The sequence below is a fragment of the Bradyrhizobium sp. USDA 3240 genome, from assembly GCF_054063295.1.
Genome location: NZ_JBSSGD010000002.1, coordinates 6713106 through 6733647 on the forward strand (window position 1 = coordinate 6713106; position 20542 = coordinate 6733647).

Genomic DNA, 20542 nt, shown 5'->3' on the forward strand with positions numbered 1-20542 from the left:
CGAGCCCGGAATCCATCGGGCCGCAAGTTTTGTTGTGAAATGGATTCCGGGTTCATCGCTGCGCGATGCCCCGGAATGACGCTAGCGCGTCATTTCTTCACCGACTTCGCCGGCGGCGCCTTCGGTGCGACCGGGGCCGCTTTCTTCGCCGGCTTGGCGTTTTCGTTGTCGGCGGCGCTGTTGAGGTCCTCGATCAGCTTCTTGACCCGCGCGGCGTTGCTGCCGAGATCGGTGTCGAAATAGCGCGAGGCAGAGCGGATATCGACGCGCGAGTCCTCGTCGTCGGGCGTGACCCGGATCGAGACGTCCTCGCGGAAACCCATGATCGGCGTGCGTGCCACCGCCTCGATGCGGCCGATCCGGCGCGGCGGCTGCGGCGCGCGTGCGTCGATGACGAGCCATTTGCGGCGGTTCACCAGCCGCAGGGTCATCTCATAGGCACGATCGACCGGGGTTTCCAGTTCGACGGTTTCGATATCGGGATAGGCCGCGCGCTGCCGCTCGGCCGAAGCGAGGCCGGCGTAGGCGGCCGGATTGGTGCCTTCGCCGGTGCGCAGCCGCGCCAGCGCCTCGAATTTCGGCGGGTCGATCGGATCGGTGGTGACGTCGTAGAGCCGCGGCAGCTTGCGGTACTGATAGGTCAGGTAGCCCGGGTAGGCGAGGATCGCGGCGGCGATCAGGAAGGCGAGCAGGATCCGGCCCATGCCGCGGGTGCCGTTCTGCCAGATCGCGGCGAAGGCGGCCAGCCCGAGCAGGATCGACAGGCCGGCGAGGCCCAGTGCGCCGAAGAAGGTCGCCAGCGCCGGTTTGACCTCCAGGAAGCCGAAGCGGACGATCAGGATCGAGACCACCACCGCAACGACGGAGAAGATGGCGAGGTTGCGCGACCAGGTGGCGAGACCGGACACGGGCTCCTGCTGGTAGGGAGCGGAAAACCTGCGCGCCATCGTCGAATAATCTGCCGGTTGAGATTGCCCCGGCGACCTCAGCCGCCGCCAATGATCGTGTGAGACCACGGACCTGCGGCGAATTCAAGGGATTTGGCCGGTGTTATCCTCCCCTGGAGGGGTCGAGACGAGCGGAGCTCGCTCTGGGATCGGTTCGCATGAAATGCGAACCGAGGTGGGGTGAAGGGTCTCTCGTATCGGGCGTTGCCCGAGTGGAGAGATCACCCCACCCCGCCTCACATCTCGCTTTGCTCGCTGTGAGCCGACCCTCCCCCTCCAGGGGAGGGTGAACCCTACGCCGCGGCGGTCGGGAAGGTGTAATCCTTGAACTGGTCGCGCAGCGCGGTCTTCAGGATCTTGCCGGTCGCGGTGTGGGGAATGCCGTCGACGAAAGCGACGTCGTCGGGCATCCACCATTTGGCGATCTTGCCATCCATGAACTTCAGGATGCTCTCGCGCGTGGCGCTCTCGCCCTGCTTGAGTTGCACGATCAAAAGCGGCCGCTCATCCCATTTGGGGTGATGGACGCCGATCACGGCGGCTTCCGCGACCGCGGGGTGGCCGACCGCGAGGTTCTCGAGATCGATCGAGGAGATCCATTCGCCGCCGGACTTGATCACGTCCTTGGAGCGGTCGGTGATCCGCATGTAGCCGTGCTCGTCCATCGTCGAGACGTCGCCGGTGTCGAAAAAGCCTGCATCGTCGAGGATGTTGCTGTCGACCCGGAAGTAGGCCTTGGCGATCGCGGGGCCGGAGACCTTGAGGCGGCCGAAGGTCTTGCCGTCCCACGGCAGCTCCTTGCCGGCATCGTCGGTGATCTTCATCTCCACGCCGAACGGCGGGTAGCCCTGGGTCTGCAGGATGTCGAGCCGCTCCTCGCCGCTGCGATCGGTGAACGGCGGCTTCAGCGTGGCAAGCGTACCGAGCGGGCTCATCTCGGTCATGCCCCAGGCGTGGCGCACCTGGCTGCCCATGTCGAGGAACGCCTTGATCATCGAGCGCGGCATTGCCGAGCCGCCGCAAATCACCATCTGCAGATCCGGCAGCTTGACGTTGTTGGCCGCCATGTATTGCAGCAGCATCAGCCACACCGTCGGGACGCCCGCGGTATGGGTGACCTTCTCGGTCGACAGCAATTCGTACACCGAGGCGCCGTCGAGTTTCGGGCCAGGCATCACCAGCTTGGTGCCCATCGACGGTGCGGAGAATGCGATGCCCCAGCTATTGGCATGGAACAACGGCACCACCGGAAGCATTGTGTCCGCGGCGGAGGTGCCGAGCGCGTCCTTCGAGTTGGCCATCAGCGCGTGCAACACGTTGGACCGGTGCGAATACAGGACACCCTTGGGATCGCCCGTCGTGCCGGAGGTGTAGCACATCGCCGCGGCGGTGTTCTCGTCGAAGGTCTTCCACTCGAACTTGCCGTCGGATGCCGCGATCCAGTCCTCATAGGCGACCGCGTTCTTCAGCGTGGTCTGCGGCATATGCGCCTTGTCGGTCAGCACCACGTAGCGCTCGACGCTCGGCAGCAGGCTGGCGATCTTTTCAAGCACCGGAACGAAGGTGAGGTCGGTGATGACAATGCGGTCCTGGGCGTGGTTGACGATCCAGGCGATCTGTTCCGGAAACAGTCGTGGATTGACCGTATGGCAGATCGCGCCGATCCCCATGATGCCGTACCAGACTTCGAGGTGGCGCCAGGTGTTCCAGGCGATGGTGGCGACGCGGTCGCCCAGCTTGATGCCGTCCCGTTCCAGGCTCTGCGAGACCTTCAGGGCGCGGGCATGGATTTGGGCGTAGGTGGTGCGATGAATGGGGCCTTCGACCGACCGGCTCACGACTTCCTGCGTGCCGTGATATTTGGCGGCGTGCTCAATAATCTTGTGACACAGCAAGGGCCAATCTTGCATCAAGCCAAGCATACGCAAATCCCTCCTCGATCCTCACGCATGATCCGCCGGCATCTTGGACGGCCGGCAGTAAAATCATGGAACTGACATGAACTGTAGCGCGGAGAAAGCAAGCCGAAAATGGCCTGATGGTGCGTTTCGTCGCGCCGCCGCGGCAATGGTTACCGCTACCGCCGCGCTGCTTTGCCTTGGCATGCAAGCCGGGCCCGCGCAGGCCGCCCGCGGCGCGCCTGGCTTTCCCTGGGACGATTTGTTCGGTGTCCGGCAGCAAAGGGCCCACAAGCCGGTCCGGCGCTCGGCGGTGCCGCTGCCGAAGCCGCGCCCCGCGGAGGCGCCGCCAGCAACGGAAGCGCCTGCGGCCGCAGACCCGGCGCCGCCCGCGGCCGCGGCCGCGGCACCGCCATCGGCCGCGCCTGCTGAGGCTGCCAGGCCCGGCGCGACGGCGAGGCCAGCCGAGGCAGCCAAGCCCGCCGAGCCGCCCCCGCCGCAGCTTTCGGCCTGTCGACAGGCACTCACCGAGGAGATCGCGATCGCGCCGAGCATTCCGGATATCCACGGCGCCGGCGGCTGCGGCGGCGAGGATCTGGTGCGGCTCGAGGCCATCGTGCTGCCGGACAAGCGCAAGGTCGCGGTCAAGCCCGCGGCGATCCTCCGCTGCAAGATGGCGAGTGCGGTCGCCGACTGGGTCCGCACCGATATTGCGCCGCTGGCGCAGAGCGTCGGGGGCGGGATCAGCAATCTCGATAATTTCGATTCATTCGAATGCCGCGGCCGCAATCGCGTCGTGGGCGCGCAGCTCTCCGAACATGGTCGCGCCAATGCGCTCGACGTGCGCGCGTTCGGTCTCGCCAACGGCAAGTCGATCTCGCTGACCGACCGCAGTGTGCCGCGCGATCTGCGCGAGACCGTGCTGCATTCGGTCTGCGCCCGCTTCTCTACCGTGCTCGGTCCGGGCTCGGACTGGTACCACGAGGACCACGTCCATCTCGACCTGATGGAGCGTCGTAACAATTACCGGATCTGCCAGTGGTACGTTTACGATCCGCTGCCGCGTGTCGCGCCGCTGTTGCCGGCCGGGCGCCCCGAAGAGGCGCCGCCGCGCGAGGTCGCCGCAAAATCGGACGCATCCAAGCCGGACTCATCCAAGCCTGACGCGTCCGAAGCCGACCGCGGCAAGGCCGGTGAGCCGGATGCGGCGAAGTCAGATGATGGGGCCGCACCCGACGGCGCTGCCGAGACCAAGCCACAGCCAACAAAAAAGCGCCGGCAAAGCCGGCGCCTTTGATCGCGATAGCGACGTAAAGACGATCAGTAGGTGGTGCCGCCGGCACCCTGCAGCGCCATCTGCGGCTTGTAGGGCGAGTCGCCGTGCTTCGGCTCCAGCACCACGACGATGGTGCCGAGCTTGACGCGGTTGTAGAGGTCGATGACGTCCTCGTTGGTCATGCGGATGCAGCCCGAGGAGATCGACGACCCGATGTATTCCGGCTGGTTGGTGCCGTGGATGCGGAACAGCGTGTCCTTGCCGCCCGAGTAGAGATACATCGCGCGCGAGCCCATCGGATTGTCCGGGCCGGGGGCCACGAAGGTCGGAACGCCGAGGCGCGAGATTTCGCCGGGGGTGGGATGCCAGGCCGGCCATTCGGTCATGCTGCCGACCTTGGCAATGCCGGACCAGGCCATGGCTTCTTCGCCGACGGTGATGCCGTAGCGGATCGCCTTGCCGTCGTTCATCACGTAGTAGAGGTAATGGTTGTCGGAATCGACCACGATGGAGCCGGGGGCTTCCTTGCGGTGATACTCGACGATGGCGCGGCGGAACGGCTCGGCCACCGGCGTCTTGACGTAGGTGGTCTTGGCCAGCAGTTCCTTGTCATGCGGCTTGAAGGCGGCGGTGTTGGTTGCCTCATAGGTCGTGGCCTGCATGCAGCCCGACAACATGAGGCCCGCGGCCAGGATACCAAAGGTAACTTTGAACGACGACATGATTACATTCCAATCGAAAATCCGCGTCTCAAAGCGCCACGATTGCGCCCAAAACGCCACGATTCCATGACGAGCACTATTGCCGAAACGTGCCATTATTCCCAGAGTTTAGATGCCTTTCCCGCATCGCGGGACGTCGCCTGTGGCTTTTTTGCCGCAAGTCATCTGGTGTGGGGCCAGTTTTTGTGCAAACAGGCAACGGTTGTCCAATCGAAGCCGCTTCAACGTCACATTCACCGCCGCCTGGCCGCCACAAAGGTGGATGTCCGGTTAATGTCCCGGTCATGAAGCGCCATCCAGAATCGCGCTAAGTCGACGGGTCTTGCCCGCCCTGTTTCCAGTCCTGTTTCTCGGAGTTCGTGATGCTGTCGGTGTTCGTTCCCTCCGATCTGTCCCTCAAGAAGGCTGCCGCGACCGACCTCGACGCACTGCCGGAGAGCGCGGTCTGGGTCGACCTGGTGAACCCGACCGTTGAGGAGGACCGGGCCGTCGAGAAGCTCGCGGGGATCGCGGTTCCGACCCGGGAAGACATGCAGGAAATCGAGATCTCCAGCCGGCTCTATATCGAGAACAGCGCGCGCTACATGACCGCGACACTGATGTGCCAATCCGACACCGACATGCCGCGCACCACCGCCGTCACCTTCATCCTGACCAGCCATCGGCTGGTCACGGTGCGTTACGACCTGCCGAAACCATTTGCACTGGTCGAGAACAAGCTGGCGCGCTCCTGTGCGCCCGGCATCACCGGCGAGCAGGTGCTGATGGAACTGCTGGATGCGGTGATCGACCGCTGCGCCGACCTCCTGGAGCGCTGCGGGGCCGACATCGACCAGGTCTCCCACGACATCTTCGAGCCGGAGAGCGAGCGCCACGGCCACGCCAAGCAATATTCGCAAATCCTGATCGCGATCGGCCGAAAGGGCGACCTGACCTCGAAGGTCCGCGAAAGCCTGGTCTCGATCGGCCGCCTCGTCACGTTCCTTTCGGCGATCGTGGAAGGCGTGAAATGGTCCAAGGACATGCGTGAGCAGCTCAAGACCATGCAGCGTGACGTGGCCTCACTGACCGACCACGCTTCCTATCTCTCCAGCAAGATCACCTTCGTGCTCGACGCCATGCTCGGTGTGGTCAATCTGGAACAGAACAACATCATCAAGCTGTTCTCGGTGATGGCGGTGGTCCTGATGCCGCCGACGCTGATTGCCTCGATCTACGGCATGAATTTCAAGCTCATGCCGGAACTCGAATGGGTGCACGGCTATCCGTACGCGCTGGTGCTGATGCTGATCGCGGCGATCGTGCCGTACTGGATCTTCAAGTGGAAGAAGTGGCTGTAAACCGGTTCCACACGTCGCGTTTTGGGACGCGTTTTCTGCCTTATTTGCTCTCCTAAAATTTGAGTGTTGCGCTGAACGTTTGGGCGAAACTTGTCTGCGATAACGCCCGCCTCGAAGCCGGAGGACAGCAATGGTTGAGAAGATCATAACGCCACGGCGTAACGTCATCGACTTTGCGCGCTATCAACAGGACCGCGCAGCGGGCAAGGTGCAGGCGATCTCGCCGAGACTTTGCCGCTACTGTGGCGCTGCGATGTTGGATGGCGAGGACGAAGACGAATGCTCCAGCGCGTTGAACGACATCGCGCTGCAGCCGTTTGAGAAGAAGTCTCGCCGGTTCTACGCCGACTAGAGGCTGAGGCCTTTTGGAGGCAGAAGCCTCGTCTGCGTCGTTACGCCTGCAATCGAAGCAATCCTTGGAGTACGGCCGCGGCGGCGGCCGGGATCGCCTCGAACCTCTCTCCCCCAATTCCCATCCAAGCCAAAGCTCAGACGTGCTGGCCACCGTTGATGTGGATCTCGGCGCCGTTCACATAGGAGCTGGTCTCGGTGCACAGCACATAGATGATCTTGGCGACCTCGTCCGGAGTGCCGAGGCGATGCATCGGGATTTGTTGATCAACGATCTTCTCGGTGCCCGGCGACAGGATCGAAGTATCGATCTCGCCCGGTGCGATCGAATTGACGCGGACACCGACGCGGCCGAAGTCGGATGCCATTTCCCGCGTCAATGATGCCAGCGCGGCTTTCGAGGTCGCGTAGGCAACGCCGGCGAACGGATGCACGCGCGAGCCCGCGATCGAGGTGACGTTCACCACTGCGCCTTTGGCGTGCCTGAGCTCGTCGATCAGTCCGCGGGCCAGCATGATGGGCGCGAAGAAGTTGACGCGGAACACGTGCAGCCACGTCTCGACATCGGTGTCCATGGTCCCGAGCCGCGCGCCGCCTGCCCCCTTCGGCGAGATCGCGGCATTGTTGACGAGCGCGTGCAACTCGTCGTTCACCAGCCGTTTGCGGATCTCGCTGATCGCGCGAACCGTGTCGTCATGATCGCCGAAATCGACCTCGATGTGATCTTCCGGTCCAGCGCCCCAGGGGCAGACTTCCGGAAAGGCATGCCGCGAGCAGGTGATGACGCGCCAGCCGGCGGAAGCAAAGCGGATCGCGGTGGCGTGACCGATGCCGCGGCTGGCACCGGTCAGGAGCAGGGTACGGCGCGGCGCGTTGGAAGGAGGGGACATGGTGTCTTTCAGGTTGGCGTCTTTTAAGCTGTCGTCATCACGGATAGAGCCGCACCTTCGACCATGCGCTGCCGGCATCGCGACGGAATTCGATGCGGTCGTGCAGGCGGAACGGGCGGTCGTGCCAGAACTCGAAGCGCTGCGGCGTGATCCGCCAGCCGCTCCAGCCCGGCGGACGCGGCACCTCGCCGATGACGTATCTCGCGCCGGCCTTGGCGATCGCCTGCTCGAAGGCGAAGCGGCTCTCCAGCGGCTGCGATTGCTTGCTGGCCCAGGCGCCGATCTGCGCCTGCTTCGGCCGCGTGGCGAAATAGGCGTCGGCCTCGGCGTCGGTCACCGGCGTCACCGGCCCGCGGATGCGCACCTGGCGGCGCAGCGATTTCCAATGGAACAGTAAAGCGGCTTTGGGGTTTGCCGCCAATTCGCGGCCCTTGGCGCTGGCGATGTGGCTGTAGAACACGAAGCCGTCGGCGTCGAAGCCCTTCATCAGCACCATCCGCACGTCGGGCAGCCCGTCGGCATCGACGGTTGCAAGCGCCATCGCGTTCGGATCGTTCGGCTCGGACTTGACCGCTTCCGCAAACCATTCGCCGAACAGGGCGAACGGTTCCTCCGCCGCGGTGAAATCACCCGATGTTAACGGTGTCGGGTGTTTGATGGAGGTCGTGTCGGTCATGTCAGGAGTCCCGATTTGCATTCGTCCGCGTCCGAGAGCGCGTTTCTAGCCCTATATAGGGCATGGGGGCGCGTTGGCCTATCGGCGATCCACCCCGCGGGCGCGGTGGTGACCTTGATCCTGATCGGCGTCGGCGCAAGCGGCTGCAGCCTGTCGCGCACCGATGCTTTCGCCAAGATGGACGACAAGGATGTGACGGGCTCGATCAACCCGACCCAGGTCAGCGCGGTGATGCCGACCGACGGCGATCTCGCCTTTGCCCGCAATGCCGCCTCCGATGTGCTGACCAAGGGCGACAAGGATTCAAGCCAGCCCTGGGAAAATCCCCAGACCGGTGCGCGCGGCTCGGTGACGCCGCTGGCCCAGGCCTATGCCGGCGAGGACGGCAAGACGTGCCGGGATTTCCTCGCCAGCTATGTCAATGGAGCCACCGAGACCTGGCTGCAGGGCGCCGCATGCAGGGCTGGACAAGGCCGGTGGCAAATCCATAGCCTGAAGCCCTGGAGCAAGTCCTGAGAGCAAGTCCTGAAAGTTCCGGCTGATGCCGGTACCAAACTAGTTGCAAAAATGCCACTGAGCCCCCACATGAGAGCAAAGCGGGCCCGGATGGGTTCCCGGCCAAGGCTGATTTTTCCGTGAAGGAGACGTGACGGATGCGCGACCCCTATGAGGTCTTGGGGGTGCAGCGGAGCGCCAGCGCTGCGACGATCAAGAGCGCCTATCGCAAGCTCGCCAAGAAGCATCACCCTGATAACAACACGAACGATCCGAAGGCGGCCGCTCGCTTTGCGGAGATCAACACGGCCAACGAGATCGTCGGCGACGAGGACAAGCGCAAGCAGTTCGACCGCGGCGAGATCGATGCCGACGGCAAGCCGCGCTTCCAGGGCTTCCCCGGCGGCGGTGCCGGCGGCCGTACCGGTCCCGGCGGCTTCGAGTACAGCTTCCGCGGCGGCCCCGGTCCCGGTGGCGGCATGGGCGGCGGCAGCTTCGAGGACATCCTCAACAGCATGTTCGGCAACGCCGCGCGTGGCGGCGCTGGTGCGCGCGGGGGACGGGCCAGTCCGTTTGAATTCGAAGGCGGCGGGGTCGGCGTCGACCTCGATCTTTCGGTCGCCATGACGGTGTCGCTGGAGGAATCGGCTGGGGGCGGCGACAAGCGCGTGCGCCTGCCGACCGGCCGTGAGCTCAACGTCAAGATTCCGCCCGGCGTCACCGCAGGCCAGCAGATCCGGCTGAAGGGGCAGGGCGACACCGCGCAGGGCCATCCGCCCGGCGACCTCCTGATCACGATCTCGATCGCGCCGCATCCGTTCTTCAAGGTCGACGGCAACGACCTCCGGATCGATCTGCCTGTGACCCTTTACGAAGCGGTGCTGGGCGGCAAGGTCCGCGTGCCGACGCTCGGCAGCGCGGTCGAACTGTCGATCCCGAAGAACACCTCCAGCGGCCGTACCTTCCGCCTCAAGGGCAAGGGGCTGTCGAAGGCGGGCGCCGTCGGCGACCTCTACGTCACGACCCGCATCATCCTTCCCGATGGGAACGATGCCGAGCTTGAGGCATTGATGCAGACGTGGCGGGAGCGAAACTCCTACAATCCGCGCAGCGATCTCGCCTGACCGCCGGGAGCGTGCCCCAAAAGACGCGAAGACGCGAAACTGCAACTACCCCGGACTCTATCGGGGTAGACGCGGGCGTTGCGAGGGCGTCAAAGGATGACCGGCCGTCCGACGTCCAAATCTGCGGCGTGCAGATCGGACCTGGAAAAAAAAGAGTGCGGCCTCGAGAGGGGGACCAGCGCGGTACACAAAACCCCAATCGAGGCCGCGTGCGCCGATCGGCGGATCGGGCGCAGATCATCTTCGCGTGAGCATCCGGTACGACAATGAGACGCGTCCATGACGCGAATCGAAATTTTCAATGTCGGAATTGGGACGCTGAGTGAGGCTGGATTCACTTACTCGAAACGGCACAATGTCGGCGGCTGATCTTCCGTAAATCTACGGGAGGTCAGCCGCCGTTCTTCTCCATCTGATCGTAGACGGCCTGCGCGACCTGGGTCAGGCGCGTCCGGTCGGTGCCGCCGCTCACGACATAGGCGACGCCGCGATCGGCCCAGAACAGCGCGCCGTCGCTGCCCTGCACGGCATAGCGCATCTGGGTCGCCTCGGTTTTCGCCTTGGCGGTGTAGACCGTGAAGCGCTCGCCGGACGTGCTCTCATACATCAGAAACGACGCCGGCCCGCTCGGCCCCGGCAGCAGGCGACCGCCGACCAGCTTCAGCCCGGTGAGGTCGGGCGCGCGGACGTCCCAGCCGCAGCGCTTGGTCAGCCATTGCTGCAGATGGTCGCGCTCGCTGCCGGGCACCTCGACGGGATGACGGACCTCGACCACGTAGAGCCGGTGCGCATCCAGCGCATCGAGCGTGAAGCTCTGGAAGGTCGACGGCGTCGCCGAGGCGCCGCGCGCGATCCAGCCGACGCCGCCGCCGGCGATGAAGGCCATCAGCGTCGCCGCCACCGCGCCATAGACCCAGCGCCGCGGCTGGCGCACCAGCCGCTCGAGCTCGAGCCGCTTCGGCACCGCCTCGTCCAGCACCGTGTCGTAGCGCGCATGCAGCGTCTCGGCCATCGCGCGCCATGACTGCACCCGCGCCGCGTCGTCGGGATGCGTGGCGAGCCACGCCTCGACATCGCCACGGCGTTCGGCCGGCAGCTCGTTGTCGACGTAAGCGTGCAGCTCGTCTTCGGTGACGGGGATGTTCGGGTCGGTCATATCAATCGTCTCTGCCAAATCTTGTTCGAAAAACGTTCATGCATAACACCTGCCATCGCGCACATTATCATTTCACCCGCCGGAGCGCCGGGCGCTGGCCCTCGATCGAGGCCCGTACATGGGCGCGGGCGCGGGCGAGGCGGGACATCACCGTGCCGATCGGCACGCCCTGGATGTCGGCGACCTCCCGATAGCTCATGCCCTCGAGCATCACGAGCAGCAGCACCGAGCGCTGCTCCTCGACCAGCGTCGACAGCGCGCGCTCGATGTCGCGTCCCTCGGCCTCGGTACCGCTGGCGTCGGCATTGTTGTCGAGCAGCGGCATGAAGGCCGGCCGCCGCGCCAGCGAGCGCCTTCGGTTCTTGTTCAGATTGGTCAGGATCGTATAGAGCCAGCTCCTGACGTCGCCGCCGAGAAACAGCCGCTCCGAGCGCAGCGCGCGCACCAGCGTGTCCTGCACCAAATCATCGGCGATATCCGAGTCACGCACCAGCGCGCGCGCATAGCGGCGGAGCGCTGGAATCATGGCTTCGACACTTTGACGAAACGCGGTCATGCATCCCAGTCTTCGATGGTCGCGGCGATAGCCGCCTTATCAAACATAACACCCTAACGGCGTCGCTATTCCGGTGTGCCGACCTGCGCGCATAGCGCCTCGGCTGCGCCCGATTTGGGCTTGTCGCCAGCCAAAGTGCTGGTGTACCTCCGGGCCAGAAAAATTCGAAGCGAATGCCGGTGCCAACGATCTACTACATCCGCCACGGCGAGACCTCATGGAACGCCGAAGGCCGGCTTCAGGGCGTGCAGGATATTGCTCTCAACGCGCGCGGCCGCGCCCAGGCGGCACATGCCGGCCGCATCCTCGCCGATCTCCTGGCGCGCGATGGCCGTGACAAGACGACGCTGCCGTTCGTCGCAAGCCCGCTGGTCCGGGCGCGCGTGACCATGGAGCTGGTGCGCACCGAACTTGGCCTGCCGCCGGGCGACTACGCCCTCGACGCGCGGCTGCGCGAGATCGCCTACGGGACGTGGGAAGGCTCGACATTGGCGCAGGCGCAGGCCGCCGACCCCGTCGTCTATGCCCGCCGCCTGGCCGAGAAGTGGCAGGTCGCGCCGGAGGGCGGCGAGAACTATGTCGACGTGCAGGCACGGATGACCGAGTGGTACGGCTCGGTGACCTCGGACACCGTCGCCGTCGCCCATGGCGGCACCGCGCGGGCGCTGATGGTGGCGCTCGGCTTCGAGACCCCGGCGTCGGCCGCCGACCTCACAATCGAGCAGGGCGCGGTCTACGTGTTCAGCGCGGCGGGCCTGCGGAAGTATAGTTAACTTGCACCGTCATTCCGGGGCGCGAAGCGAACCCGGAATCTCGAGATTCCGGGCTCGATGCTTCGCATCGCCCCGGAATGACGGACTCGAGGTTTGACCGCCGTGCCCCTGCGCGTTACGACACGCCATGTCCTTCAATACTTTCGGCCATATGTTCCGCGTCACGACCTTCGGCGAAAGCCATGGGGTCGCGATCGGCTGCGTGGTGGACGGCTGTCCGCCGATGATCCCTTTGACGGTGGAGGAGATCCAGCACGACCTCGACCGCCGCAGGCCGGGCCAGTCGCGCTTCACCACCCAGCGCCAGGAGCCGGATGCGGTGAAGATCCTCTCGGGCGTGATGCCGCATCCGGAAAGCGGCGTGCAGGTCACGACCGGCACGCCGATTGCGCTGTTGATCGAGAACACCGACCAGCGCTCGAAGGACTATTCCGAGATCAAGGACAAGTTCCGCCCCGGCCATGCCGACTTTACCTATGAGGCGAAATACGGCCTGCGCGACTATCGCGGCGGCGGACGCTCCTCCGCGCGCGAGACCGCGACCCGCGTTGCCGCCGGCGCGATCGCGCGCAAAGTCCTGCCCGAAGTGAAGGTGCGCGGCGCGCTGGTGCAGATGGGGCCGCACAAGATCGACCGCGAAAAATGGGACTGGGACGAGATCGCCAACAACCCGTTCTTCTGTCCCGACAAGGACAAGGCGGCGTTCTTCGAAAGCTATCTCGACGGCATCAGGAAGAGCGGCTCCTCGATCGGCGCCGTCATCGAGGTCGTCGCCGAGGGCGTGCCGGCCGGGCTCGGCGCGCCGATCTACGCGAAACTCGATAGCGATCTGGCTTCGGCGATGATGAGCATCAACGCCGTCAAGGGCGTCGAGATCGGCGCCGGCTTCGGTGCCGCCGAGCTTACGGGCGAAGAGAACGCCGACGAGATGCGGACCGGCAATAACGGAGCGCGTTTCCTGTCCAACCATGCCGGCGGCGTGCTCGGCGGCATCTCGACCGGCCAGCCGGTGGTGGTGCGCTTTGCGGTCAAGCCGACGTCCTCGATCCTGACCACGCGCCGGACCGTGGACCGCAAGGGCGCCGATACCGACATCCTGACCAAGGGCCGCCACGACCCCTGCGTCGGCATCCGCGCGGTGCCGGTGGGCGAGGCCATGATGGCCTGCGTGCTGGCCGATCATTTTCTGCGCGACCGCGGGCAGACCGGGCGCTGATCCCTTATATAGTGGTGCCACCGGATCGGGTGCTCACCTGGGGAATGCCATGAACGCGTCGGAGCTTCGGGACATCATCGCATGGATGATCGGCGGCGCGCGGTCGGCGCCGACACCGGCGCAGATGATGGCGGAATGCTGCGAACGTCTGGTGCGAGCCGGGCTGCCGCTGTGGCGCGTCGGCGTCTTCGTGCGCACGCTGCATCCCGAGATCTACGGCCGCCATTTCTTCTGGAAGCCAGGCTCCGAGGTCGAGACCGGCACCGTCGGTCACAACATCGAGGACTCCCCGGAATATGCCGTCAGCCCGCTGTCGATCGTCTTCAAGCAGGGCGTTGAAGTGCGCGCGCGGCTCGACGATCCCGCCAGCACCCGCTTTCCGGTCGTTGTGGATCTGCAGGCGGAGGGCGTCACCGACTACATCGCCGTGCCGCTGATCAACACCGCCGGTCCCCCCAACGCCTCGAGCTGGACCACCAGGCAGCCGGGCGGCTTCACCGACGAGCAGCTCGATGCGATCCGCTCGATCACGATCCCGCTGTCGCGCTACATCGAGATCGTCACCCTGCGCCGTACCGCCACGCTGCTGCTCGACACCTATGTCGGCAACCGGGCCGGCGAGCGCATCCTGGGCGGCCAGATCAGGCGCGGTAGCGCCGATACGATGGATGCGGCGATCTGGCTGTCCGACCTGCGCGGCTTCACCGCGCTGTCGGACCGCTTGCCGTCCGAGACGGTTGTCGAGATCCTCAACCTCTATTTCGATTGCCAGGTCACTGCGATCCGCGACAATGGCGGCGAGGTGCTCAAATTCATGGGCGACGGCCTGCTCGCGGTGTTCCCGGTCGACGAATATCTCGGCGACGAGGTGCAGGTCTGCTCGCGGGTGCTGGAGGCGGCGCGCGCATCCCGCGCCGGGGTCGAGGCGCTGCAATTTCCCAATGGCGATGCGGTCGAGCGCTTCCGCTTCGGCGTCGCGCTGCATCTCGGGCGCGTGCTCTACGGCAATATCGGCGGCGGCAACCGGCTCGACTTCACCTGCATCGGCCCTGCGGTCAATCTCGCCGCGCGGCTCGAGAAGATCGCCGGCCGTCTCGGCCGCACCGTCGTGGCCTCCGAGCGCTTCGCCGGCATTCACGACGGCGGCTGGAGCGATCTCGGCGAGTTTCCGATCGCAGGATTTGCCAAGGCCGAGCGGGTCTACGGCCTGTTCGACGAGGCGCCGGTCGCCGCTGCCGGCTAAGGGCAGCGTACGTGACTGACACCCACGCGCAGCATCGCACCGGGGTCGCGCTGGTCGTGGCGGCCGCCGTGGCCTGGAGCACTGCGCCGTTCTTCACTCGGCTGCTGCACTTCGATTCCTGGACCATCCTGTTCTGGCGCGGGTTGTTCGGGGGCGGCGCGATCGCGCTGTTCCTCGTCGCCACGCAGGGCTGGCGCGGCGCGCGCGATCTCGTCGTGATGCCATTGAGCGGATGGCTGGTGGCCGGCCTCTCGACCTTCGGCATGGTGACGTTCATTCCGGCGCTGCAACTGACCAGCGTCGCCAATGTCGCCATTCTCATCGCGATGCAGCCGTTTGCGGCGGCCGCGATCGCCTGGCTTTGGCTCGGCGAGCGGGCCAGGCCCGGCACATTGCTGGCGAGCCTCGTCGCACTCGCGGGCGTCGCCATCACCGTCAGTGGTGCCGCTGCCATCACGGACTACCGGGGCATCGGCCTTGCCTGCGTGATGGTGCTCGCGATTTCGCTGATGACGGTGGTGATCCGGCGGCACAAGGGGACGCCGATGATCGCCGCCGCGGCGCTCTCGAACTTTCTCGGCAGCGCCGTGAGCTTGCCGTTGGGGCTCGGCATCGGTGCGGTCACCGGCGCCGATCTCGGCGTGCTCGCGATGTTCGGCGCATGCCAGGTCGGTCTCGGCCTCACCCTATTCACGGTCGGCTCGAGATTGCTGCCCTCCGCGCAGGCCTCGCTGATCGCAACCCTCGAGACGCCGCTGATGCCATTCTGGGTGTGGCTGGCGTTTGCCGAGGTGCCGTCGCTGCGCGCCCTGATCGGCGGCGCGCTGGTGATGGGGGCGGTCGTCGCCGACATTGCGCTGAGCCAGCGGGCCGGGCCAGTGCAGCGGTGATGCCTGCTATTCTTCCGGCTCGGTGGTGAACAGCAGCGGATAGCCCTTGGCGCGGCCGGCGTCGGTGGCGCGCGTCGCCTTGGTCTCGGCGACATCCCTGGTGAACACCGCGACCACGCAGACGCCGCGCTGGTGCGCGGTCAGCATCACCTTGTAGGCCTGGTCGTCGGTCATGCGGAATTCACCCTTCAGCACGGTGACGACGAATTCGCGCGGCGTGTAGTCGTCGTTGACCAGGATCACCTTGTGCAGGCGTGGCCGCTCGACCTTGGTCTTCGTCCTGGTTTTCGGCTTGACGACGCTATCGGGCATCGCACTCCCTCGCGATTGCACCGTAAGAATACCGTCTTCCCGTGCGTGTTGGAACCGTTCGATTTGCACGGCGTCATTGCGGCAACGGCACGGCGCGCCGGTGCCGCATTCGTGGCAGGTGATGTCTAGCTTGCGGGCCTCTAACTTGCAGGCCTCTAACTTGAATGTGAAGGACAGATGATATCTGCGCTTTTCGCCGCCTGATTTGCGTGTCACCATGACAGGACACGACGGGAGGGCCGCAATGCGCTGGTATGTCTCGATCGGAGCGGTGCTTGTCGCGGGCATGTTGGCCTGCGGCGACGTGGCCGGTGTTGCCGCGCCAGGCCCTGGAACACAGACAGGCCGGCTGGCCGAAAAGGAATCCACGCCGAGCGTCGACATCGAATTGATCATCGCGGTCGACGTCTCCTATTCGATGGACATGGACGAACTCGCGATCCAGCGCGAGGGCTATGCGCAGGCGATCGTTTCCAAGGAATTCCTGCAGGCGCTGAAGGCCGGCCCGAACGGCAAGATCTCGATCACCTATTTCGAATGGGCCGCCTCCAACGACCAGAAGGTCATCATTCCCTGGCGGGTGATCGACGGCCCTGAATCCGCCGACGCGGTCTCCGCCGAGATCATGAAGACGCCGGTGCGCCGCGCCTCTCGCACCTCGATCTCGGGCGCGATCTATTTCGCGATCCCGATGTTCGACGAGAATCCACATCGCGGCCTGCGCCGCGTGATCGATATCTCCGGCGACGGCCCCAACAACAACGGCATGCCGATCACACCTGCGCGTGATGCGGCGCTCGACAAGGGCATCGTCATCAACGGCCTGCCGATCATGGTGAAGGAGCCGTCCTACTCGACGATGGATATCGAGAATCTCGACTACTACTACGAGGACTGCGTGATCGGCGGGCCCGGCTCCTTCGTGGTGTCGATCAAGGATCGCGATAAGTTCAAGGAAGCGATCCGCACCAAGCTGCTGCTCGAGGTCGCCGGCCGCACCCCGGACCGCCCGGTCGTGCGGACCGCCGACAAGGAGCCGCGGGTCAGTTGCACGATCGGCGAGAAGATCTGGCAGGATCGCTGGGGGCGGTAGCGAACTCGTGCCTTGTAGCTTCGTAGGGTGGATTAGCCGAAGGCGTAATCCACCGCTTCTGCGGCCGACATAGTCGGCGGGTTACGCTTCGCTAACCCGCCCTACAAGTATCCCGAACTTCGTTCTCCAGCACCCGCAACGTCTGCATCGCGGCGGCGTGCTCGGCCGCACCAATCTGCCGCCACACCTCGGCGACGCGCCCGGCGAGGCCGCGAACCGTCAACGGAAAATTTGCCGCCTGCGCCAGCGCGCCCTTTTCGTTGATCAGATACTGCCCATTCAGTGCAAACAGCACCTGCGCGATACAGGCCAGCGCGCGATAGGCGCAGCCGGCGATATGCGTGCTGTCGCCGCGCGGCAGCGCAAGCTCGGCATTCTCGATCGCGAACAGGATTTCCCATTGAAAGCGGCGCACCAACGCGTCGCGCAAGGCCGGCGGGTAGGGCGAGGTCTTTGCCTTCAGCGCCGCGACGAAGCCATCGGGATCATGCAGGGCGTGGCACAGCGCAATCTCGCCCATCCAGATCGCCGAGCAGAAGCCGTGCGGATGGCCCGGCTGGTAGTGCATGCTGATCTCCCCGTTCCGGCAGGCATCGATGACGTCAGCGACCTCATCGATGCTGCGGTAGAGCAGGTCGACCTTGCGGCCGCCGATCGCAAGCCAGGCTCCGCCGACGATCCACCGTCCCCATTCGCCGACCGGCGTCACATGGGCAGCAGCGGGGTTGTCGACAAGGCCGGCCACCGCGTCGCGCAGCCGATCAACGTCCAGCGCGGCGCCATCCCGAAAGTAGAGGCCGAGATCGGTGTCGGAGGCCTCATGCGCCGTGCCGCGCGCCCGCGAGCCGCCGAGCACGATGGCGGCGACGCCCGGCACGTCGGCAAGGACGGGAATGATACGTGCGAGCAGCGGATCGTGGGACATAAGATGCGGATTATAGCGAGACCGCCGCCTGCTGCGATAGTCGCCGCGATGCCTCAGCGTGCGAAGCGCGCCACCAGTTCGACATGTGGGGTGTGGCGGAACTGATCGACCGGGGTGACGGCTGATATCTTGTAGCCGCCATCGATCAGGATTTTTGCGTCGCGCGCAAACGTTGCAGCGTTGCAGGACACCGCGACGACCACCGGCACCTTGCTCGCCGCAAGCTGGGTGACCAGCGCCTGCGCACCTTGGCGGGGCGGATCGAACACGACGGCGTCGTAGTCGCGCAATTCCTGCGGCATCAGCGGGCGGCGGAACAGGTCGCGCGCCTCGGCCTTGAGCGGCTTCAACCCCGGCGTCAATTGCGCAGCCTTCTGCAGTGCCGCGACCGCGCCGGCGTCGCTGTCGAAGGCCGTGACCCGCGCCTTCTCGGCGAGGCGGAGCGCAAACGGGCCGACACCGCAAAACAGATCGGCGATGTGCTTGGCGCGCCCACAATGCTCGCGTACCAGCGCAGCCAGCGTCTCCTCGCCCTTGGCGGTCGCCTGCAGGAACGAGCCCGGCGGCAGCACGACCTTCACCTTTCCGATCGCGACCTCGGGAGAGCCGCGCTGCAGCACCAGTTCGCCATGCCGTGTCAGCCGCGCCAGCCGGTGTTTCTCGGCGACCCGCGACAGCGTGGTGATCAGGCTGGTCGGCAGCGCGCCGGAACCGCGCACGTCGATGTCGAGACCGTTGAGCGTCGCGGTCACCTGGATGTCGAGCGGCTTGCCGATCGAGATCAGCGGCTCGGCCGTGGCCCAGGCCGCCTCGAGCGCACCGTCGAGCGCCGGATCGAGGATCGGACAGCGGTCGACCGGGATGATGTCATGCGAACCGGCCGCAGCGAAGCCGACCTTGAGCACCTCATGGGTCCCCATGCGTCCGTGCAGCGTGATGCGGCGGCGGCCCGCGCCATGGGCGTCGAGCAGCGGTGCGACGTCGGCCGCGACCTTCGCCTGCGCCAGCGTCTCTATCACGATGTTGCGCTTCCAGGCGTGATAGCCCGTATCATTCCAGTGCTGGATCGCACAGCCGCCGCAGACGCCGAAATGCGGACAGAACGGCGCGATCCGCTCGGGGCTTGCCTGCGTCACCCGCACCAGCCGCCGCCGGTCGGGATGATTGCCCGGAACGTCGTCGACCTCGACCGTTTCGCCGGCCAGCGTGGTCGGCACGAAGACCGACTGCGCGCCGTCGATCGCAACGCCGTCGCCGCGATGGCCGACATGGTCGATGGTGAGAAGTTCAGCCACGGCGTGCGCCGAGGAAGAATTCGATGTTGCCGTCGCCGCCGGTGATCGATGACGGGAACACCTGAATGTCGGTGCAGCCGAGCGAGGCGGCAAAGGCGGCGATATCGTCGCAAATCTCCTGGTGCACCATCGCATTGCGGATGACGCCGCGCTTGGCGTGTTTGCGCGCCGCCTCGAACTGCGGCTTGATCAGCGCCAAGAGATGCATCGGCGCGGCCGCCAGCGACAGCGCGACGGGCAGCACCAGCTTCAGCGAGATGAAGCTGACGTCGATCACGACGACATCGGGCCGCGCCGGCAGCCGCTTGCCCTCGAAATTCCTGATGTCGGTCTCTTCCATCGAGACGATCTTCGGATGGCCCTGTAGCGAGGGATGCAGCTGGCCGTGGCCGACATCGATGGCGAAGACGAGGCTCGCGCCATTGGCGAGCAGCACTTCGGTGAAGCCGCCGGTCGAGGTGCCGACATCGAGGCAGACATGGCCCTCGACGTCGATCGGATAGTGCTCGAGCGCGCCGGCGAGCTTGACGCCGCCGCGCGAGACATAGGGATGCGCCGGTTCGGCCGTGAGTTCGGCGTCGGGCGCCACGATCTCGGATGCCTTCGCAATTGGTTTGCCGTCGGCGGTGACGAGGCCGGCGTCGATTGCGGCGCGCGCCCGGGCTCGGCTCTCGAACAGGCCGCGCTCGACCAGCAGCACGTCGATGCGCTTGCTGGCGGATACGCCGTTGTCGTTATCGCCCGGCTTGGTCACTTGCTTGGTCATTTGGCGCCCTGCCGGAGCTGCGTGGCGGCGAGCCGCACGCAGGTCTCGAAGGAGGTGAGATCGTGCCAGAGGTCGGCCGCAGGCTCCTTCGGCGTCACCAGCGGACTGCCGTGCAGATCGAGCGCGTGCATCATCATCAGATTGTCCGGCAAGCCAAACTCTTCCACCGTCAGCCCCTCTGCGTCGATCAGGCGTCCGTCGGATGCCGGCACGACCTGCTGCAGCCGCGCCACCCGATTGGCGTAGGACGTGGGATCGTTCGAATAGGCGAGGCACAGCTTGCCGCGTCCCGCCATGTAGCCGAGTTCGTAGACGGTGCCTGCGTCCGCACTGGGTCCGCGAAACGGCGTCAAATTGGCGATGACGGCGTCGGCCGACTCCATCATCGCCTCGTTGCTTTTGAAGATGGTGAGCGAAGTGCCGGCGACCGTGGGATTGATGCTGTTGTCGAGCGGATACAGCCCGGTCAGCCCGTGATAGGCGCAAACCTCCGCCTTGCGGCGGCCGATCTCCACGGCATCCGGCAGGAACACGTCAGGACCTGCCAGATAGATTTTCATGGACTTGCCGGCACCAGGGGCGCCGCCCGAGCAATGAG

At 65.5% G+C, this 20542-nt stretch carries 22 protein-coding genes; 10 read left to right on the top strand and 12 right to left on the bottom strand.

Annotated features, from left to right (window positions below; all coding sequences use genetic code 11):
- Positions 1–89: 89 nt before the first annotated feature.
- Positions 90–947 carry a DUF1499 domain-containing protein gene (locus ACVIGA_RS32490; protein ID WP_375779564.1) on the bottom strand — a complete coding sequence of 286 codons (858 nt, stop codon included), beginning with the start codon at positions 945–947 and terminating at the stop codon, positions 90–92.
- 293 nt (positions 948–1240) lie between these two features.
- Positions 1241–2869 carry a fatty-acid--CoA ligase gene (locus ACVIGA_RS32495; RefSeq protein ID WP_456669201.1) on the bottom strand — a complete coding sequence of 543 codons (1629 nt, stop codon included), beginning with the start codon at positions 2867–2869 and terminating at the stop codon, positions 1241–1243.
- Between the two features lie 76 nt (positions 2870–2945).
- Here ACVIGA_RS32495 and ACVIGA_RS32500 point away from each other — a divergent pair, with 76 nt between their 5' ends.
- Complete coding sequence (locus tag ACVIGA_RS32500) at positions 2946–4142, top strand: extensin family protein (protein ID WP_456669202.1); 1197 nt, start codon at positions 2946–2948, stop codon at positions 4140–4142.
- Between the two features lie 23 nt (positions 4143–4165).
- Here the strand turns inward: ACVIGA_RS32500 and ACVIGA_RS32505 are convergent, their stop codons facing one another.
- Entirely contained in the window at positions 4166–4843 is a 678-nt protein-coding gene (locus ACVIGA_RS32505) for a L,D-transpeptidase (protein ID WP_375779566.1), read from the bottom strand.
- Between the two features lie 362 nt (positions 4844–5205).
- Here ACVIGA_RS32505 and ACVIGA_RS32510 point away from each other — a divergent pair, with 362 nt between their 5' ends.
- Positions 5206–6183: a magnesium transporter CorA family protein gene (locus ACVIGA_RS32510; RefSeq protein ID WP_223969862.1), complete on the top strand. Its 978-nt coding sequence runs from the start codon at positions 5206–5208 to the stop codon at positions 6181–6183.
- A 130-nt stretch (positions 6184–6313) separates the two neighbouring features.
- A complete protein-coding gene (locus ACVIGA_RS32515) occupies positions 6314–6535 on the top strand; it encodes a hypothetical protein (RefSeq protein WP_223969861.1) in 222 nt (73 codons plus the stop codon).
- A gap of 136 nt (positions 6536–6671) precedes the next feature.
- Here the strand turns inward: ACVIGA_RS32515 and ACVIGA_RS32520 are convergent, their stop codons facing one another.
- Both ACVIGA_RS32520 and pdxH read right to left on the bottom strand, forming a co-directional pair.
- On the bottom strand, positions 6672–7424 hold the full coding sequence (locus tag ACVIGA_RS32520; RefSeq protein WP_223969860.1) for an SDR family NAD(P)-dependent oxidoreductase: 753 nt from the start codon (positions 7422–7424) through the stop codon (positions 6672–6674).
- A 37-nt stretch (positions 7425–7461) separates the two neighbouring features.
- Positions 7462–8100, bottom strand: coding sequence for a pyridoxamine 5'-phosphate oxidase (gene pdxH, locus ACVIGA_RS32525; RefSeq protein ID WP_456669203.1), 639 nt, complete (start codon positions 8098–8100; stop codon positions 7462–7464).
- A gap of 108 nt (positions 8101–8208) precedes the next feature.
- Between pdxH and ACVIGA_RS32530 the strand changes: the two genes are divergently transcribed.
- Together ACVIGA_RS32530 and ACVIGA_RS32535 are read left to right on the top strand one after the other, a co-directional pair.
- Entirely contained in the window at positions 8209–8616 is a 408-nt protein-coding gene (locus ACVIGA_RS32530) for an RT0821/Lpp0805 family surface protein (RefSeq protein WP_456669204.1), read from the top strand.
- A gap of 137 nt (positions 8617–8753) precedes the next feature.
- Positions 8754–9719: a DnaJ C-terminal domain-containing protein gene (locus ACVIGA_RS32535; RefSeq protein ID WP_456669205.1), complete on the top strand. Its 966-nt coding sequence runs from the start codon at positions 8754–8756 to the stop codon at positions 9717–9719.
- A gap of 391 nt (positions 9720–10110) precedes the next feature.
- Here ACVIGA_RS32535 and ACVIGA_RS32540 read toward each other — a convergent pair whose 3' ends face one another.
- Together ACVIGA_RS32540 and ACVIGA_RS32545 are read right to left on the bottom strand one after the other, a co-directional pair.
- Positions 10111–10875 carry an anti-sigma factor family protein gene (locus tag ACVIGA_RS32540; RefSeq protein ID WP_375779570.1) on the bottom strand — a complete coding sequence of 255 codons (765 nt, stop codon included), beginning with the start codon at positions 10873–10875 and terminating at the stop codon, positions 10111–10113.
- Positions 10876–10942: 67 nt separating this feature from the next.
- Entirely contained in the window at positions 10943–11431 is a 489-nt protein-coding gene (locus ACVIGA_RS32545) for a sigma-70 family RNA polymerase sigma factor (protein ID WP_092124724.1), read from the bottom strand.
- Between the two features lie 173 nt (positions 11432–11604).
- On the opposite strand from ACVIGA_RS32545, the gene ACVIGA_RS32550 reads away from it, so the two are divergent.
- The 4 genes from ACVIGA_RS32550 to ACVIGA_RS32565 all read left to right on the top strand — a co-directional run bounded on the left by ACVIGA_RS32550 (position 11605) and on the right by ACVIGA_RS32565 (position 15553).
- Positions 11605–12204: a histidine phosphatase family protein gene (locus tag ACVIGA_RS32550; RefSeq protein ID WP_456669206.1), complete on the top strand. Its 600-nt coding sequence runs from the start codon at positions 11605–11607 to the stop codon at positions 12202–12204.
- Between the two features lie 127 nt (positions 12205–12331).
- Complete coding sequence (gene aroC / locus ACVIGA_RS32555) at positions 12332–13420, top strand: chorismate synthase (RefSeq protein WP_456669207.1); 1089 nt, start codon at positions 12332–12334, stop codon at positions 13418–13420.
- 49 nt (positions 13421–13469) lie between these two features.
- Complete coding sequence (locus ACVIGA_RS32560; RefSeq protein ID WP_456669208.1) at positions 13470–14663, top strand: adenylate/guanylate cyclase domain-containing protein; 1194 nt, start codon at positions 13470–13472, stop codon at positions 14661–14663.
- 11 nt (positions 14664–14674) lie between these two features.
- On the top strand, positions 14675–15553 hold the full coding sequence (locus tag ACVIGA_RS32565) for a DMT family transporter (RefSeq protein WP_456669209.1): 879 nt from the start codon (positions 14675–14677) through the stop codon (positions 15551–15553).
- 6 nt (positions 15554–15559) lie between these two features.
- Here ACVIGA_RS32565 and clpS read toward each other — a convergent pair whose 3' ends face one another.
- The gene (clpS, locus tag ACVIGA_RS32570) at positions 15560–15865 is read right to left on the bottom strand and encodes an ATP-dependent Clp protease adapter ClpS (RefSeq protein WP_024580653.1); all 306 of its coding nucleotides are present in this window, start codon (positions 15863–15865) and stop codon (positions 15560–15562) included.
- A gap of 244 nt (positions 15866–16109) precedes the next feature.
- On the opposite strand from clpS, the gene ACVIGA_RS32575 reads away from it, so the two are divergent.
- Entirely contained in the window at positions 16110–16958 is an 849-nt protein-coding gene (locus ACVIGA_RS32575) for a DUF1194 domain-containing protein (RefSeq protein WP_456669210.1), read from the top strand.
- 91 nt (positions 16959–17049) lie between these two features.
- Here ACVIGA_RS32575 and ACVIGA_RS32580 read toward each other — a convergent pair whose 3' ends face one another.
- From ACVIGA_RS32580 to ACVIGA_RS32595, 4 genes are read right to left on the bottom strand one after another with little or no spacing between them, the layout of a single operon-like run.
- Positions 17050–17883 (bottom strand): nucleotidyltransferase domain-containing protein, encoded by an 834-nt coding sequence (locus ACVIGA_RS32580; RefSeq protein WP_456669211.1) that lies wholly within the window; start codon positions 17881–17883, stop codon positions 17050–17052.
- A 53-nt stretch (positions 17884–17936) separates the two neighbouring features.
- The gene (locus tag ACVIGA_RS32585) at positions 17937–19178 is read right to left on the bottom strand and encodes a class I SAM-dependent RNA methyltransferase (RefSeq protein ID WP_456669212.1); all 1242 of its coding nucleotides are present in this window, start codon (positions 19176–19178) and stop codon (positions 17937–17939) included.
- Positions 19171–19944: a TlyA family RNA methyltransferase gene (locus tag ACVIGA_RS32590; protein ID WP_456669213.1), complete on the bottom strand. Its 774-nt coding sequence runs from the start codon at positions 19942–19944 to the stop codon at positions 19171–19173. Before ACVIGA_RS32590 ends, ACVIGA_RS32585 begins: the two co-directional genes overlap by 8 nt.
- A complete protein-coding gene (locus ACVIGA_RS32595; RefSeq protein ID WP_456669214.1) occupies positions 19941–20504 on the bottom strand; it encodes a nucleoside 2-deoxyribosyltransferase in 564 nt (187 codons plus the stop codon). Before ACVIGA_RS32595 ends, ACVIGA_RS32590 begins: the two co-directional genes overlap by 4 nt.
- Between the last annotated feature and the right edge of the window lie 38 nt (positions 20505–20542).

Bases quoted from the DNA above. Each gene is read 5' to 3' on its own strand.
- ACVIGA_RS32490 (WP_375779564.1), bottom strand. From the start codon at position 947: ATGGCGCGCAGGTTTTCCGCTCCCTACCAGCAGGAGCCCGTGTCCGGT.
- ACVIGA_RS32495 (WP_456669201.1), bottom strand. From the start codon at position 2,869: ATGCTTGGCTTGATGCAAGATTGGCCCTTGCTGTGTCACAAGATTATT.
- ACVIGA_RS32500 (WP_456669202.1), top strand. From the start codon at position 2,946: ATGAACTGTAGCGCGGAGAAAGCAAGCCGAAAATGGCCTGATGGTGCG.
- ACVIGA_RS32505 (WP_375779566.1), bottom strand. From the start codon at position 4,843: ATGTCGTCGTTCAAAGTTACCTTTGGTATCCTGGCCGCGGGCCTCATG.
- ACVIGA_RS32510 (WP_223969862.1), top strand. From the start codon at position 5,206: ATGCTGTCGGTGTTCGTTCCCTCCGATCTGTCCCTCAAGAAGGCTGCC.
- ACVIGA_RS32515 (WP_223969861.1), top strand. From the start codon at position 6,314: ATGGTTGAGAAGATCATAACGCCACGGCGTAACGTCATCGACTTTGCG.
- ACVIGA_RS32520 (WP_223969860.1), bottom strand. From the start codon at position 7,424: ATGTCCCCTCCTTCCAACGCGCCGCGCCGTACCCTGCTCCTGACCGGT.
- pdxH (WP_456669203.1), bottom strand. From the start codon at position 8,100: ATGACCGACACGACCTCCATCAAACACCCGACACCGTTAACATCGGGT.
- ACVIGA_RS32535 (WP_456669205.1), top strand. From the start codon at position 8,754: ATGCGCGACCCCTATGAGGTCTTGGGGGTGCAGCGGAGCGCCAGCGCT.
- ACVIGA_RS32540 (WP_375779570.1), bottom strand. From the start codon at position 10,875: ATGACCGACCCGAACATCCCCGTCACCGAAGACGAGCTGCACGCTTAC.
- ACVIGA_RS32545 (WP_092124724.1), bottom strand. From the start codon at position 11,431: ATGACCGCGTTTCGTCAAAGTGTCGAAGCCATGATTCCAGCGCTCCGC.
- ACVIGA_RS32550 (WP_456669206.1), top strand. From the start codon at position 11,605: ATGCCGGTGCCAACGATCTACTACATCCGCCACGGCGAGACCTCATGG.
- aroC (WP_456669207.1), top strand. From the start codon at position 12,332: ATGTCCTTCAATACTTTCGGCCATATGTTCCGCGTCACGACCTTCGGC.
- ACVIGA_RS32560 (WP_456669208.1), top strand. From the start codon at position 13,470: ATGAACGCGTCGGAGCTTCGGGACATCATCGCATGGATGATCGGCGGC.
- clpS (WP_024580653.1), bottom strand. From the start codon at position 15,865: ATGCCCGATAGCGTCGTCAAGCCGAAAACCAGGACGAAGACCAAGGTC.
- ACVIGA_RS32575 (WP_456669210.1), top strand. From the start codon at position 16,110: ATGCGCTGGTATGTCTCGATCGGAGCGGTGCTTGTCGCGGGCATGTTG.
- ACVIGA_RS32580 (WP_456669211.1), bottom strand. From the start codon at position 17,883: ATGTCCCACGATCCGCTGCTCGCACGTATCATTCCCGTCCTTGCCGAC.
- ACVIGA_RS32590 (WP_456669213.1), bottom strand. From the start codon at position 19,944: ATGACCAAGCAAGTGACCAAGCCGGGCGATAACGACAACGGCGTATCC.
- ACVIGA_RS32595 (WP_456669214.1), bottom strand. From the start codon at position 20,504: ATGAAAATCTATCTGGCAGGTCCTGACGTGTTCCTGCCGGATGCCGTG.